Raw genomic sequence first — 15,827 nt, 5'->3', positions numbered from 1 at the left:
AGCGAACGACCTACGCGCTCAGGCCGCCTTGCGGGTGCGCAGGGCCAGGCCGCCCACGGCCCGCTGGTTGCGCGACAGGGCCGTACCCTGTGGCCGCACCCATTCGGCCTGCAGGTCGTCGATCTGGCGGGCCAGCTCGTTGCCGTCCTCGACCTTGTCGGCATGGCGCTGCAGCACCAGGCTGGCCATGTCGATCAGCTTGGCATTGCGGGTCTGCTCGCCCTGCTCGATCAGCAGGGTCACGCCCATGCGCGGCTCGTGGCGCATCGAATAGCGCATCGCGGTCTCGGCGATGCCAAAGATGCGGGCATGGCAGTTGCGCAACTCGGCGGCCGCGGCGTCGTTGCCCTCGGTCATGGCCACCATCAGTTCGGTGCTGGACTTCGAGACGCAGTAACGCAGGCCCAGGCGAGTGATGGTGGCATCCATCTCCTCGAGCTGGATGTCCTGCGAGGCCAGGCGTACCAGCACGCCGACCAGCAAATGGGCAGCCTCGAGGTCGAACTCGGGCTGCTCGGATTGACGGCTGAGATCGCGGGTCAGGGCCAGCGCCTCGGCCAGTTGCCGGCCGTAGAGGGCCTTGAGGATGCGGAACACCTGCTCGAAGCGGCGCAGTCGCTCACTGTCGTCGCGTTCCATCAATTGCTGCAGGCAGTCGTGCACATAGGCCAGGCCCTTGCCGTCCTTGCGGTCGAAGCGGGCCAGGCCCAGCAGCGTCAGACCCAGGGCGTCGAACAGCTTGGACTTGAGGCCATTGGCCATGGTGCGCTCGAACAGCTTGATGGCCTCTTCACGCTCTCCGGCGTAGAAGGCTAGCGTGGCACAGCGCTGGGTGCGCAGAATGCAGCCGGGCGTCAGGCCGGCGGCCGTGCGATAGGTGCCGAGCGCGGCCTCGATCTCGCCCTGCTCCATCTGGACCCGGCCCATCATGTCGTAGGAGTCGGCATGGTCCGGCATATCGCCTATCAGGACCTCCAGCGTGCGGCGGGCGGCGTTAAGGTTGCCGGCTGCTATCTCGGTGCGGGCCACGCCGAGGCGGGCCCAGGGCATGGTCTTGGCCTCGATGATGGAGTCGTAGAGCTTGCGGGCGTCGGTGTGCCGGTCCAGGCGCAGCAGCAGTTCCGCCCCGATGCGGGCCGCATAGAGCCAGAATGGCGCACGCGCCTCGAAGCGCTTCATGCACAGGTCGGCTGCGAGGTCGAAGGACTCGCTCTCGATCGCCTCGAAGATGTCCTTGAGCACGCGCTTGCGGTAGCGGGCATTGGCCAGGCGCTCGGCCAGCGAGGCCGTGGTGTAGGGCTTGATCAGGTAGGCGTCCAGCGCTGCTTCGGCCGCTTCCGCGACCACCGCGTAGGTGGCTTCGCCGGTCACCATCACGAAGACGGTGGAGTAGGGCAGCAGCTGCTCGCGCCGCAGCTCGTCCAGCAGATGCTGGCCCGACTGCTCGCTGCCTTCGAAGTGGTAGTCGCACAGGACGATGTCGTAGGCCTTGTTCTCCAGCATCACGCGGGCGTCGCGCAGCCGCGTGGTCTGGCGCACATTGCCCACGCCCAGGTCGCGCAGCTGCGCTGCCAACAGGCTGCGCGAGTTGGCATTGGCGTCAATGATCAGGGCGCTGGCCTGCTGGATGCCGTCGTCAAGGATGCGCATGGCAGCAGGGCGCCGAGGGGCGTGCGGGAAGGTTCACCAACGAATCTCTGTTGTCTTGTTCTGCCACTCTAGGCGTTCTTCGCACTTTCAGTATCAAGGGCTGTCCCGGGGACCCGCGTGGCTGGCCGTGAAAAATGGCCGCCAGGGCCGGAAATGAAAAGGCCGCCGGACCTCGCGGTCGGCGGCCTGGCTCGTCAGTCCCGTGTTTACTTGAACAGGTCCTTGACCCGGTCGGTCCAGCTCTTGGCGTTCGGCGAATGGCGGTCGCCGCCCTCCTTGAAGCTCTTGTCCAGCTCTTTCAGCAGCTTGCGCTGGTACTCGGTCAGCTTGACCGGCGTCTCGATGCTGATGTGGCAGTACAGGTCGCCCGGGTAGCTGGACCGCACGCCCTTGATGCCCTTGCCGCGCAGGCGGAAGGTCTTGCCATGCTGGGTGCCCTCGGGCAACTCGATCTCTGCCTTGCCGCCCAGCGACGGCACTTCGATCGTCCCGCCGAGCGCCGCCGTGGTCATGGCCACCGGCATCGTGCAATGCAGGTCGTCGCCGTCGCGCTCGAACAGCTCGTGCTGCTTGATGCGGATCTCGATGTAGAGATCGCCCGGCGGGCCGCCATTGACGCCCGGCTCGCCGTTGCCGGCGGAGCGGATGCGCATGCCCTCATTGATGCCGGCCGGGATCTTGACCTCCAGCGTCTTGCTCTTCTTGATCTTGCCGGCGCCGTTGCAGGCGGTGCAGGGGTCCGGAATGATCTTGCCGCTGCCATGGCAGTGCGGGCAGGTCTGCTGGATGGAGAAGAAGCCCTGGCGCATGTGGACCGTACCCGAACCGCCGCAGGAGCCGCAGCTCTTGGCGCTGGTGCCGGGTTTTGCGCCGCTGCCTTTGCAGGTTTCACAGCCTTCCCAGCTGGGGATGCGGATCTGGGTTTCCTTGCCCTTGGCCGCTTCTTCCAGCGTGATTTCCATGGCGTAGGACAGGTCGTTGCCGCGATAGACCTGCTGGCCACCGCCGCCCCGACGGCCACCGCCACCGCCGCCACCAAAGATGTCGCCGAAGATATCGCCAAAGGCCTCGGCGAATCCACCGAAGCCCTCGGCGCCCGGGCCGCCGCGGAAGCCGCCGGCATTCGGGTCCACGCCCGCATGGCCGTACTGGTCGTAGGCCGCGCGCTTCTGCGCATCGGAGAGCATCTCGTAGGCCTCCTTGGCCTCCTTGAACTTCTCTTCCGCGGCCTTGGCCCCGTCACCCTGGTTGCGGTCGGGGTGATATTTCATGGCCAGCTTGCGGTAGGCCTTCTTGATCTCGTCCTCGTTGGCGGTCTTGGCGACGCCGAGGACTTCGTAGTAGTCACGCTTTGCCATGCTTAGCGGTCCGGTGGTCTAAACGAGAAACCGCGCGAGGCTGTGGAAGCAGCTCCCGCGCGGTGGCTTTCAGCCGGTCTGGGCCTGCTTACTTGCTGTCCTTGACTTCCTTGAACTCGGCGTCGACCACGTTGTCGTCGGCCGGCTTGGCTGCCGCGGCCTGGGCGGCCTGCGCCTGCTCGGCACCGGCGCCAGCCCCAGCGGCAGCACCTGCCGCAGCCTGCGCGGCCTGCGCGTCGGCATAGACCTTCTCGCCCAGCTTCTGGCTGGCGGTCATCAGCGCCTCGGTCTTGGCCTCGATGGCTTCCTTGTCGTCGCCCTTGATGGCTTCTTCCAGGTCCTTGATCGCGGCTTCGATCTTTTCCTTCTCGGCCGCCTCGATCTTGTCGCCATGCTCGCCCAGCGACTTGCGCACGCTGTGGACCATGCCGTCGGCCTGGTTCTTGGCTTGGACCAGCTCGACCTTCTTCTTGTCCTCGACCGCGTTGGCCTCGGCGTCCTTGACCATTTTCTCGATCTCGGCCTCGCTCAGGCCCGAGTTCGCCTTGATGGTGATCTTGTTTTCCTTGCCCGTGCCCTTGTCCTTGGCGCCCACGTGCAGGATGCCGTTGGCGTCGATGTCGAACGAGACCTCGATCTGCGGCGTGCCGCGCGGTGCCGGCGGGATGCCTTCCAGGTTGAACTCACCCAGCGACTTGTTGTGCGTGGCCAGTTCGCGCTCGCCCTGGAACACCTTGATGGTCACGGCCGGCTGGTTGTCGTCGGCGGTGGAGAAGGTCTGGCTGAACTTGGTCGGGATGGTCGTGTTCTTGGCGATCATCTTGGTCATCACGCCGCCCAGGGTCTCGATGCCCAGGGAGAGCGGCGTCACGTCCAGCAGCAGCACGTCCTTGCGCTCGCCGCCCAGCACCTGGCCTTGAATGGCGGCGCCCACGGCCACCGCTTCGTCAGGGTTGACGTCCTTGCGCGGGTCCTTGCCGAAGAACTCCTTGACCTTCTCCTGCACCTTGGGCATGCGGGTCTGGCCGCCGACCAGGATCACGTCGTCGATCTGGGCTGCGGTGACACCGGCGTCCTTGATGGCCGTGCGGCAGGGAGCGATGGTGCGCTCGATCAGCTCTTCCACCAGCGATTCCAGCTTGGCGCGGGTCAGCTTGATGTTCAGATGCTTCGGGCCCGAGGCATCGGCCGTGATGTAGGGCAGGTTGACGTCGGTCTGGGCCGAGTTCGACAGCTCGATCTTGGCCTTCTCGGCGGCTTCCTTCAGGCGCTGCAGGGCCAGCACGTCCTTGGTCAGGTCGACGCCCTGTTCCTTTTTGAACTCGGTGACGATGTGGTCGATGATGCGCTGGTCGAAGTCTTCGCCGCCCAGGAAGGTGTCGCCATTGGTCGACAGCACTTCGAATTGCATCTCGCCGTCCACATCGGCGATCTCGATGATGGAGATGTCGAAGGTGCCGCCGCCCAGGTCATAGACGGCGATCTTGCGGTCGCCCTTGCCATGCTTGTCCAGGCCGAAGGCCAGGGCCGCGGCGGTGGGCTCGTTGATGATGCGCTTGACGTCCAGGCCGGCGATGCGGCCGGCGTCCTTGGTGGCCTGGCGCTGGGCGTCGTTGAAGTAGGCCGGCACCGTGATCACGGCCTCGGTCACTTCCTCGCCCAGGTAGTCCTCGGCCGTCTTCTTCATCTTGCGCAGCACTTCGGCCGAAACCTGCGGGGGTGCCAGCTTCTTGCCCCGCACTTCCACCCAGGCGTCGCCGTTGTCGGCGGCGGCGATGGTGTAGGGCATCAGGTCGATGTCCTTCTGCACTTCCTTCTCGGTGAACTTGCGGCCGATCAGGCGCTTCACCGCGTACAGCGTGTTCTTGGGGTTGGTCACGGCCTGGCGCTTGGCCGAGGCACCGACCAGGACTTCACCGTCTTCCTGGTAGGCAATGATGGACGGCGTCGTGCGAGCGCCTTCGGCGTTCTCGATCACGCGGGTGGTGTTGCCTTCCATGACCGAAACGCACGAGTTGGTCGTGCCCAGGTCAATGCCGATGATCTTTCCCATGTTGTTCTCCTGAACTGAATGCCTGAATGCTTCTGGATTTGTGGATAAGTCGCCGCGCTTCAAGAGGCGGCGACCTGTGAATGCTTATTTGGGCGCGGCCACCGTGATCAGGGCCGGGCGCAGCACGCGGTCGTTGATCAGGAAGCCCTTCTGCAGCACGGCCACGACCGTGTTGGCATCCTGCTCGGCCGGCACCATGGATATGGCCTGGTGCTGGTGCGGATCGAACTTCGTGCCCTGGGCGGGATTGATCTCGACCACCTTGTTGCGCTCCAGCGCGCCAGCCAGCTGGCGGCGCGTGGCATGCACGCCTTCGAGCACGGTCTCGACCTTGGCGTCGGGCATGGCAATGGCGGCTTCCATGCTGTCCATTACCGGCAGCAGGGCTTCGGCGAAGGACTCGATGGCGAACTTGCGGGCCTTGGCCATGTCCTCGTCGGCGCGGCGGCGGGTGTTCTCGACCTCGGCCTTGGCGCGCAGATAGGCGTCCGACATCTCGGCCAGGCGGGCTTGCGCTTCGGCCAGCTGGGCTTCCAGACCGGTGGCGGCGGCCTCGGCGGCCGGCGTTTCTACGGATTCTTGCGGGGGGGTGTTCTCGGTGCTCATCTTCTGGGAGGGCTGCTTTTCGCCGCGGGTGCCGCGGACAACCGGGCCGATATGGGAGCCGGCCGGCCGCTTTCAAGAGGCGGGATTGTCGCATCCAGGCTGGGACAAACCCGGGGCCTGGCTCAGAGATCAGTCGATCTGGGCACTCCAGCGGTCCCAATCGGCCAGCCGGCGGCGGTCCTGCTTGGTCGGACGGCCCTGCTGGATGCTGGCCGCCGGCTCGGGCGCCAGGCGCCGGGCCTCGGCCGCCTTCTCGCGGGCGGTGATGCTTTCGGGCGTCTCTTGGTAGAGCGTCTGGGCTACTGGCGCAGGGCCACGGACCGAGCTGAGGGCCTGGACGACGACCTCGCGCTCGACCTGGCCCTGGCGCAGCCGGATGCGATCGCCCGGGCGTACATCGCGCGCCGGCTTGACGGTCTGGCCGTTGACCTGAACCCGGCCCTTGGCGATCTCCTCGACGGCCAGGGCGCGGGTCTTGTAGAAGCGGGCGGCCCACAGCCACTTGTCGAGGCGCAGGCTGTCCAGCGATTCCCGGGAACTCATGGACGCGATTCTGCTCCGGCGGCCAGCGCACGTTCGCACTGGGCCGGATCTTCCACGGCAGTCGTAGGCCAACCCTGCAGATGCCGTTCGGCCAGCGCGGCCAGGGCCTTCATGCCGGCCGGGCTGTCGTTGAGGCAGGGGATGTAGCGGAAGGCCTGACCGCCAGCCGCCAGGAAGGCCGCGCGGGCCTCCTGGTCGATTTCTTCCAGCGTCTCCAGGCAGTCGGCCGCAAAGCCGGGGCAGATCAGGTCGACCTGCTTGACGCCTTGGCCGGCCAGTTCGATCAGCGTGGGCTCGGTGTAGGGCTCCAGCCACTTGGCCTTGCCGAAGCGGCTCTGGAAGCTGATGCGGTATTGCTGCTGTGACAGGCCCAGCGTCTCGGCCAGCAGGCGGCCGGTCTTCAGGCATTCGCAATGGTAGGGGTCGCCGAGCGCCAGGGTGCGCGCCGGCATACCGTGGAAACTCATCACCAGCATCTCGCCACGGCCCTCGCGCTGCCAATGCGCACGAACGCTCTCGGCCAGCGCAGCGATGTAGAGCGGTTCGTCGTGGTAGCGGTTGACGAAGCGCAGCTCCGGTACGTTGCGGGTGCGCAGCGCCCAGTGGGCGACGGCGTCGATCACGCTGGCCGTGGTGGCACCCGAGTACTGTGGGTAGGCCGGCAGCACCAGTACGCGGGTCGCACCGTCACGCTTGAGGGCATCGAGCTGATCAGCGATGGCGGGACGGCCATACCTCATTGCATGGCGCACCAGCAACTGATGACCGCGCTCGCCCAGGAAGCCCTGCAGGTACTTGGCCTGGCGCTCGGTCCAGACCTGCAGCGGCGAGCCTTCCTTCATCCAGATGCTGGCGTACTTGGCGGCCGACTTGGCCGGCCGCAGCCGCAGGATGATGCCGTGCAGGATCAGGGTCCAGACCAGGCGCGGAATCTCGACCACGCGCGGGTCGGACAGGAATTCCGCCAGATAGCGCCGCGTGGCGGCTACGGTCGGCTCGTCCGGTGTGCCAAGGTTGCAGAACAGCACCGCTGTACGTGGGGCGCTGCCGTGCCGGTAGGCAGGTTCTTTGCTGAAGGCCATGGAACAGGGGAGGGGTCAGCCGCGGCTGCGCGGGCCGGTCAGCGACAGCGGCTCGGTGTCGGCGAAGTGCAGCACTTCGAAGCGCACTATGGGCGCGTTGTCGTCGCTGGGTGGGCCGCCCAGGCCGATGACGCCGCTGCCGTGCAGCGTGCAGTTGCCTCGCTTGAGGCTGAGGATTTCGCCCAGCGGGCCAAAGCGCACGAAGGTGCCGTTGTAGCTGAGGTCGGTCAGCGAGAACACGCCGCCATGCCAGTCGATGCGGGCATGGGAGCGCGAGACGCGACCGTCGGTGATGCAGTAGGTGGCCTGGACGCTGCGGCCCAGCACGATAGGCATGATCGCGGTGTCGAACACCCTGTCCAGGTCCTGCCAGACCAGTCGGATGCCATCCGGCTCGGCGTGCGGCACGATCTCGCCGAACTGGGTGGCGGCCGCATCGCCCTGCTGGTTGGGCTGGTCCTGAACATAGACATGGACCGGCTCGACACGGCCGCGCACGGCAATGCGGTCCAGGCTGCGGAAGCGGTTCTTGCGGGCGGTCGGCAGGCCGGCCAGCACCTCGGCGGTGATCAGGGTCTCGTTGTCGCCGGCATGGTCGATCAGTCGGGCTGCCACGTTGACTGCGTCGCCGAAGCAATCGCCACCCATCTCGACCACCTCGCCCCGGGCCAGCGCGACCTGCAGCTTGAGGCCGCGCAGTGCCGGCGAGGCGCCGCGCTGCTTGCCGCGCGCGACGCGCTCGAGCATTTCATGCATGCGCACCGCCGACTTGACGCCCTCGGCCGGGCCTTCGAACACCGCCATCAGGCCATCGCCCAGCGTCTTGATCAGCTGGCCATTGCACTCGTCCACGGCCTGGGCGATCACGCCGACCGTATGGGTCACCACCGAAGTGGCCTCGGCATTGCCCAGCGATTCGAACAGCCCCGTGCTGCCTCGGAGGTCAGCGAACAGGACGGTGCGTTCCCGGATCTGGGTCATGGGTGGCGGGCGGGGCAGGGTGGCGTGAAATTGTTGGCAGTGTAAAGGCGGCCGGATACAAAAAAGGGCCGGAGAAATCCGGCCCTGGTGCGGCTTGCGCCCTGCGCGCAGCTTGTGCAGTGTCTTGCGTTGCAAGCCACTGCGCAAACTCCGTGTGACCCGTACTCGGGTCACACCGCCTGGCGGCGGCAACCTATTTGGAAACCTGATTACAGGTTGTCCAAATAGGTACGGAGCTTGTCCGAGCGGCTCGGGTGCTTCAGCTTGCGGATCGCCTTGGCTTCGATCTGGCGGATGCGCTCGCGGGTGACGTCGAACTGCTTGCCGACTTCTTCCAGCGTGTGGTCCGTGCTCATCTCGATGCCGAAGCGCATGCGCAGCACCTTGGCTTCGCGCGGGGTCAGCGAGTCGAGGATGTCCTTCACCACGTCACGCAGGCCGGCCTGCATGGCGGCCTCGATGGGCGCCGTGTTGTTGGTGTCCTCGATGAAGTCGCCCAGGTGGGAGTCGTCGTCGTCGCCGATGGGGGTTTCCATCGAGATCGGCTCCTTGGCGATCTTCATGATCTTGCGGATCTTGTCCTCGGGGATCTCCATCTTCTCGGCCAGCGTCGGGGCGTCGGGCTCGTAACCGAACTCCTGCAGATGCTGGCGTGAGATGCGGTTCATCTTGTTGATCGTCTCGATCATGTGAACCGGGATGCGGATCGTGCGGGCCTGGTCGGCGATCGAGCGCGTGATGGCCTGACGGATCCACCAGGTGGCGTAGGTCGAGAACTTGTAGCCGCGGCGGTATTCGAACTTGTCCACCGCCTTCATCAGGCCGATGTTGCCTTCCTGTATCAGGTCCAGGAACTGCAGGCCGCGGTTGGTGTACTTCTTGGCAATGGAGATCACCAGGCGCAGATTGGCCTCGATCATCTCCTTCTTGGCGTCACGCGAGGCCTTCTCGCCCTCGTTCATCTTCTTGTTGATGTCCTTCAGGTCCTCCAGTGGCACGACGGCCTTGGCCTGAATGTCGATCAGCTTCTGCTGCAGTTCCTGCACCGGCGGCAGGTTGCGGCTCAGCACTGTCGAATAGCCCTTGTTGGCGGCGACTTCCTTCTCAGCCCACTTCAGGTTCAGCGCATTGGGCGGGAAGGTCTTGATGAAGTGCTCCTGCGGCATGCCGCACTTGTCCACCACGATCTTGCGCAGCTCGCGTTCGTAACGGCGCACGTCGTCGACCTGAGAGCGCAGGATGTCGCACAGCTTCTCGATGGTCTTGACCGTGAAGCGGATCGTCATCAGCTCGCTGCTGATCGCGTGCTGTGCCTTGTCGTAGGCGGCAGAGCGATAGCCTTCCTTCTCGAAGGCCTTGCGCATCTTCTCGAAGTTGGATTCCAGCGCGTCGAACTTGACCAGGGCAGCGTTCTTCAGCTCTTCCAGCTTCTTGGTCAGGGCCTTGGAGCCGCCGTTGCCGTCGTCGTCGTCTTCCTCGTCGAACTCGTCGAAGTCTTCCTCGGCCACGTAGTCGTCGGCCTCGTCTTCGGCGACGAAGCCATCGACCACTTCGGAGATCTGCTGCTCGCCGGCGCGGATCTTGGCGGCCATCGAAAGAATCTCGGCGATGGTCGTCGGCGAGGCCGAGATGGCCAGCATCATGGCTTGCAGGCCGCCTTCGATGCGCTTGGCAATCTCGATTTCGCCTTCACGGGTCAGCAGTTCCACCGTGCCCATTTCGCGCATGTACATGCGCACCGGGTCGGTCGTGCGGCCGAACTCGGAGTCCACCGTCGACAGCGCGGCTTCAGCGGCTTCTTCGGCTTCCTCTTCGGTCGAGGTGGTGGTCGCGTTGCCCTGGATCAGCAGCGTGGCGGCGTCGGGGGCCTGTTCGTAGACCGCGATGCCCATGTCGTTGAGCATGGAAATGATGGCCTCGAGGATTTCCTCGTTGACCAGCTTCTCGGGCAGGTGATCGTTGATTTCCTGATGCGTCAGGAAGCCACGGGTCTTGCCCATCTTGATCAGCGTCTTCAGCTCGTGGCGACGCTTGGCGGCTTCTTCCTCGGTCAGCGCGGTTTCTTCCAGGCCGAACTCGCGCATCAGTGCGCGCTCCTTGGCGCGCGAGACCTTCATTCGCAGCGGCTTGGCCTTGGGCTTGTCCTCGCCGGACTCTTCGGCTTCGACCTCGGCTTCCGGTTCGCTTTCACCTTCCAGTTCGGCATCAATGTCCGAGAAGTCTTCTTCTTCGGCTTCCGGCTTGGCGCCGGCCTTCTTGGTGGTGGTTTCGGCCTTGGGCTTGCGGCCGCGCTTGGGTTTGTCTTCCGTCGTAGCTGGAGCTGCCTTGGCTGCCTTCTTGGCCGGGGCTGCCGGCTTTTCCGCCTTCACGGCTTTAGCGGGCTTCTCGGCCTTGACCGCGGCGGCGGCCTTCGTCGCCTTGGCGGCGGGCTTCTTGGTCACGAGTTCAGCCTCGGCGGCGGCCTTGGAAGCGGTTTTCTTGGCGGTCATGCAGAAGTTCCTCGGTGCGGGTCGGATTCGGATCTGGAAATGCAGCAGCCACCTGAGTCCCTGACCTTCGCGCGGCAACGAAGGCGGGCCCCCAGGCGGCTTTCAAGCATGCCGGACCGCTAGGCGGTAACGGCATGGGCGCGTGCAAGCTGGCGTGAACGTTTGGAATTGCAGCCGTGGCGGATAAGGGTGGCCTCTGAATATGCCCAGTGTCGCTGGGGGGCCGGGTCCGGCAAACCGACTGCCGTCACTCTTGACGACGCGCGCGAAAACCCTGAATTATCGTCAATTCGGTAGGCAAGGTCAAAAACTAAGGCTTCAAGCGGCGACCTGTGGCGTCTTGAGGGCTCGGATCTGGTCCAGCAATTGCCGGTATCGCACCAAGTCTGGTGTGCCGGACTGTCCACTGGCGAGCAGCTTGGCTTCGGCCTCCAACTGCTCGATCTGAAGCTTGACCATGACTTGGCGGAAGTCGTCCAGCAGCGGCTCATCCGCATGATCCCAGCCACCCAGCGCCTGGGCCTGCTCGAGCAGGCCTTCGTCTTCCAGCGCGGCCTGAATGACCGACCAGGGCCCGGCCCCATGATTGACCAGGAAGCGCTCCAGCCAGGCGACCAGCGGACCATGAGGCTCCGGCAGCTCGTGCAGCAGGGTCTGGTACTCGTGACTGAGCTCTTCCCACCAGGCACTTTGCAGCAGCAGCATGCGCAGGGCGATGTCGGCCTGTGAAGCCGGAGCACGGCGCGGCAGGCGGGGCATGTCGTCGTCAGGGTCGCGCTTCCAGTCCTTGCGCCAGGGCTTGCGCGGAGCGCCGGCCTGCGGCAGCGAGGGCTTGCGCCGTGCCCCGGACGAAGCTTGGGGTGGCAGATGCTCGTCGCCCGTGGATTCGAAGTGATGGCTGTCGTAGTCCGGCGGGGGCTCGTAAGGGCCGGACTGCGGGGCTGGAGCTGCAGCCATGGTCAACTGCCACAGCGACATCAACTCCTGGTCGGGCAACTGGGCGCGGCGGGCCAGTTCACCCAGCAGCTGGCGCTTGAGAAGGCCGTCGGGCAAGGCCTGCCAGAGCGGCTTGGCGCGAGCCAGCATGCGGGCACGTCCTTCGGCGCTGCTCAGGTCACAGCCTTCGGCGCTGGTCTCGACCAGTTGCTTGGACAAAGGCACGGCCGCCTCTATGCAGCGTTCGAAGGCCTCGGCGCCGAGCTCACGCACATAGGAGTCCGGGTCATGCTCGGTCGGCAGGAACAGGAAGCGCACGGTGCGCGTTTCGTTCAAATGTGGCAGCGAAGCCTCCAGCGCGCGCACCGCCGCCCGCCGACCGGCGGCGTCGCCGTCGAAGCTGAAAACCACGGAATCGGTGAAGCGGAACAGCTTCTGCACATGGTCCGGCGTGCAGGCCGTTCCCAGCGTGGCCACGGCGTTGCCGAAGCCGTGCTGTGCCAGGGCGACCACGTCCATGTAGCCCTCGACGACCAGCGCATAGCCGCGTTGGCGGAAAGCTGCCCGGCCCTCGAACAGGCCGTAAAGCTCGCGGCCCTTGTGGAACACCGGGGTCTCCGGCGAGTTGAGGTACTTGGGCTCGCCCTTGTCCAGTACCCGGCCGCCGAAGCCGATGGTCTCGCCCTGCACGTTGCGAATGGGGAACATCACCCGATCGCGGAAGCGGTCGTAGCGCTTGGCTTCGCCGCTGTCGGTCTTCTCGGCCTCGTGCAGGATCACCAGGCCGGACTCGACCAGCAACGGGTCGTCGTAGGAAGGGAAGGCGCTGGCCAGCGTGCGCCAGCCCTCGGGTGAATAGCCCAGGCCGAAGCGGGCGGCGATCTGTCCGCTCAGGCCGCGACTCTTCAAGTAATCGATGGCTCGCGGGCTTTTCTTCAGCTGTGCGCGGTAGTGGCCGGCGGCTTGTTCCAGGGTTTCTGTCAGCGTCGCCAAGCGTTTCTTTTGCTCGGCGGCACGTTCGCGTTCCTGCGGCGTGCGTTCGTCGGTGGGGACCTGCATGCCGGCGCCTTGTGCCAGCTCCTGCACGGCCTCGACGAAGCCCAGGCCGCTGTACTCCATCAGAAAGCTGATGGCATTGCCGTTCACCCCGCAGCCGAAGCAGTGATAGAACTGCTTGGACGGGCTGACCGAGAAGCTCGGCGACTTCTCGCCGTGGAAGGGGCACAGCCCCATCAGGTTGGCGCCACCCTTCTTCAGTTCGACGTGGCGGCCCACCACATCGACGATGTCGGTGCGGGCCAGCAGGTCCTGGATAAAGCCGGGTGGGATCACCCGGTCAGTCTACCGTGACGGGCTGTCGCACCGGCCCCGGCCAGCCGCCGCGGACGAAGCCCTGAACCCAGGCGGCGACCTCCTCGGCCGGCATGGCCGAGGCGATGCCGCTGCCCTGGCCTTCGTCGCAGCCCAGCTTCATCAGCGCCTGAGCATGGGCGGGTGATTCCACACCCTCGGCAATCACGCCGCAACTGAAACTGCGCGCCAGCTTGACCACGCCTTCGACGATGGCGCGGTCCTGCTCATCGGCCAGCATGTTCTGCACGAAGGAGCGATCGATCTTGAGCACGTCGACCGGCAGGCGTTTGAGGTAGGTGAGGTTGGCATAGCCGGTGCCGAAGTCGTCCAGCGCGAAGCGAACACCCAGACGCCGGCAGCGTTGAAGCAGGGCATGGGTGGCGTCGACATCGGCCAGGGCAGCTGATTCCAGCACCTCCAGCATCAGGTGATGGGCGACCAGCGGGTCGTGCCGGCCCAGCAGCTCCTGAAGACGCTGGCCGAAATCGGGGCTCTGCAGATGGCGGGCCGAGACGTTGACGCTGACGTCCAGACGCAGGCCGGCAGCCAGCCATTGGGCCGATTGCTTGAGGGCCTGTTCGATCACCCAGTCGCCGATGCGCACGCCCAGGCCGGTGCCCTCAAGCACCGGAAGGAAATGCGCCGGTGCCAGCAGGCCACGCTCCGGGTGCTGCCAGCGCAACAGGGCTTCCATGCCGAGCACCTTGGCGCGGCGCATGTCGACCTTGGGTTGGTAGTAGAGCCGCAGCTCCTGGGCGTCCAGGGCCTCCTGCATGCGCAGCAGGGCCAGGGCCTGGGCTTCTTTGCGGGCGCGCTTCTCGGTGTCGAAGAACTCGGCGGCATCGCGACCATGGCGCTTGACCCGGTGCAAGGCCTGCGTGGCATGCCGCACCAAGGTCTCGCCGTCGCTCGAATCCAGCGGGTACAAGGTGGCACCAATGCTGGCCGTCAAGGTCAACGGCGCGTTGCTGCCAGGAAGCACATGCGGAGCGCGCAGCACGTTCAGCAGGCGCTCCAGCGCGCGCTGGGCCTCGTCCTGGCTGCGGCAGCGCAGGATCAGCGCGAACTCGTCGCCGTCGAGTCGCGCCATCAGGTCCCGCCATTGCGGCGCGCTGCGCAGCGCGCCTTGCAAGCGCTGGGCTACCTGGTGGATCAGCTGGTCGCCGCCGGCCTGGCCATGCCGTTCGTTGAGCTGGCGGAAGCCATCTAGATCCAGACAGCAGACACAGAGCATGAAGCCCTCGCGCTGGCTGGTCTGCATCGCCTCGTCCAGCAGACGCAGCAGCTCGCGGTGATTCGGAAGGCCGGTCAGCTCGTCCTGGCCGGCCTGCGCGTCGGGGCGACGCTGGCTGCGGCCGTCGGACACGGTCAGCACGTGATAGCGCGGCGGACCGCTGGCCTCGTCGACGGTTGTCAGACTCAGTTGCAGCGCGCAGATATCGCCGTCGCCACGGCGCAATCGGACCAGGCCCCGCCAGAGGCCCAGGCTGCGCAAGGATTCGCGCACTGCGGCCGGATCGTGGCCTGAATCGAGCAGCACCGCGCTGGTCAGCGGCAGGGCAACGCGCTTCAGCAATTGCTCGCGCTCGACCCGCAGGATGTGGCAGTAGCTTGGATTGGCGTCGACCAGCTGCCATTGCGGATCGACCACGGCCAGGCCCTCGTGCAATTGCTGGAACAGATGGGCGCTCAGCCGTTGCCGTTCTTCGGAGCTGCGCTGCCAGGCGACGTCGTGCAGCAGGCAAAGCAGCCGCTGGGCGCGGCCGCGGCCATCGCGTTGCAGCACCTGGGCCTGGAGGCGGAAATCCTGCCAATCGCCCAGCAGGACCCGCAATCTGAACGTGGCTTCGACACGCTGGAGCTCTGGTTTGTGCAGCAGGTCCTGCAACTGGCCCTGGACCGAGCTGCGGTCCAGCGGGTGGATCTTGTCCAACCAGACCTGCCAACTGCGGTCCTCGCCGACCCAGCGTTGCCAGTTGGTAGAAGCCACGGCCGAGGGCGTGCCGCTCAGGTTCCACTCGCAGCAGCCACCGCCGCTCTGATCGAGCAGCTCTTGCCATTGGCTGCTTTCATAGCGGCCGGCACGGGCCCGCCTGGCGAGCCAGGCCAGTGGCAGCAGCAAGGCGATGGTGGCGGTCACACGTCCGGCCAAGTCGGGCCAGGCGGCGCGCAGCAGGGCTGGGCCGTCACCGCCTTGCGAGGCATGCAGTATCAACAGGGCCGTTTGCGTCAGCAGTGCCGCCAATACTCCGCCGAGCAGCAGCCAGGCAATTGAGTCGCGCAGTTTGGTCGAAGCGCCCGGACGAAAAAGTAGGGCCAGCGCCGTCGGCCCGAACAGCTCGGCTACCGCTATTAGCAGCGCATGTTCCGTCGCATATCCCTGCAACAGGGCCAGCGCGAAAGCAGCAAGCAGCAGTGGCGCCAGGCTGCGCAGACCCAGCCAGGTCAGCGCGGCCAGCGCCAATCCAGTGCCGCCCAGAAAGTAATTGGGGCTGGCTTGCAGCAATATCGGCGAGCCCACCAGCAAATAGCCCAGGCCGGCGCCAGCGGGTAACCCGACGGCACGCGAGGCTGCGCGCCGCCAGAACGGCAAGCCGGCAAGGTCGGCTTCGACAGGAGGAGGCAGCAAATCGTCCACGGAGGCGGGCTCGGGCAAGCGGCGATGCTAGCAGCGGGTATTGCCGGGCCACGCAGGGGCTGGGCGCCTGACCTCCAGATGGGTGGCAGCACAAACCCGAGGTGTCAATAAAAAAGCCGCCCAGCGGCGGCTTTCAGA

Annotated in this window: 10 protein-coding genes; all 10 read right to left on the bottom strand. The window is 65.9% G+C overall.

What is annotated here, in order from left to right; genetic code table 11:
- Positions 1–18: 18 nt before the first annotated feature.
- The 10 genes from QT382_RS07755 to QT382_RS07710 all read right to left on the bottom strand — a co-directional run bounded on the left by QT382_RS07755 (position 19) and on the right by QT382_RS07710 (position 15,689).
- The gene (locus QT382_RS07755; protein WP_289253457.1) at positions 19–1,650 is read right to left on the bottom strand and encodes a response regulator; all 1,632 of its coding nucleotides are present in this window, start codon (positions 1,648–1,650) and stop codon (positions 19–21) included.
- 206 nt (positions 1,651–1,856) lie between these two features.
- Complete coding sequence (gene dnaJ, locus QT382_RS07750; protein WP_289253456.1) at positions 1,857–3,008, bottom strand: molecular chaperone DnaJ; 1,152 nt, start codon at positions 3,006–3,008, stop codon at positions 1,857–1,859.
- A gap of 88 nt (positions 3,009–3,096) precedes the next feature.
- Complete coding sequence (gene dnaK / locus QT382_RS07745) at positions 3,097–5,061, bottom strand: molecular chaperone DnaK (RefSeq protein WP_289253455.1); 1,965 nt, start codon at positions 5,059–5,061, stop codon at positions 3,097–3,099.
- Positions 5,062–5,145: 84 nt separating this feature from the next.
- Complete coding sequence (gene grpE, locus QT382_RS07740; protein WP_289254710.1) at positions 5,146–5,718, bottom strand: nucleotide exchange factor GrpE; 573 nt, start codon at positions 5,716–5,718, stop codon at positions 5,146–5,148.
- A 78-nt stretch (positions 5,719–5,796) separates the two neighbouring features.
- A complete protein-coding gene (locus QT382_RS07735) occupies positions 5,797–6,210 on the bottom strand; it encodes an RNA-binding S4 domain-containing protein (protein ID WP_289253454.1) in 414 nt (137 codons plus the stop codon).
- Positions 6,207–7,292: a ferrochelatase gene (gene hemH, locus QT382_RS07730; protein WP_289253453.1), complete on the bottom strand. Its 1,086-nt coding sequence runs from the start codon at positions 7,290–7,292 to the stop codon at positions 6,207–6,209. The genes QT382_RS07735 and hemH overlap by 4 nt, the downstream gene beginning before the upstream one ends.
- Positions 7,293–7,307: 15 nt before the next feature.
- Positions 7,308–8,273 carry an adenylate/guanylate cyclase domain-containing protein gene (locus QT382_RS07725; RefSeq protein ID WP_289253452.1) on the bottom strand — a complete coding sequence of 322 codons (966 nt, stop codon included), beginning with the start codon at positions 8,271–8,273 and terminating at the stop codon, positions 7,308–7,310.
- A 209-nt stretch (positions 8,274–8,482) separates the two neighbouring features.
- Complete coding sequence (gene rpoD, locus QT382_RS07720; RefSeq protein WP_289253451.1) at positions 8,483–10,762, bottom strand: RNA polymerase sigma factor RpoD; 2,280 nt, start codon at positions 10,760–10,762, stop codon at positions 8,483–8,485.
- A gap of 318 nt (positions 10,763–11,080) precedes the next feature.
- Positions 11,081–13,030, bottom strand: a complete 1,950-nt coding sequence (gene dnaG, locus QT382_RS07715; protein WP_289253450.1) for a DNA primase — start codon at positions 13,028–13,030, stop codon at positions 11,081–11,083.
- Positions 13,031–13,034: 4 nt separating this feature from the next.
- Positions 13,035–15,689, bottom strand: coding sequence for a putative bifunctional diguanylate cyclase/phosphodiesterase (locus QT382_RS07710; RefSeq protein ID WP_289253449.1), 2,655 nt, complete (start codon positions 15,687–15,689; stop codon positions 13,035–13,037).
- Between the last annotated feature and the right edge of the window lie 138 nt (positions 15,690–15,827).

Source organism: Pelomonas sp. SE-A7 (assembly GCF_030345705.1).
GTDB lineage: Bacteria > Pseudomonadota > Gammaproteobacteria > Burkholderiales > Burkholderiaceae_C > JAUASW01.
Note: the sequence above shows the minus strand (reverse complement) of the source record. Positions and strands in the feature narration are given on the sequence as shown.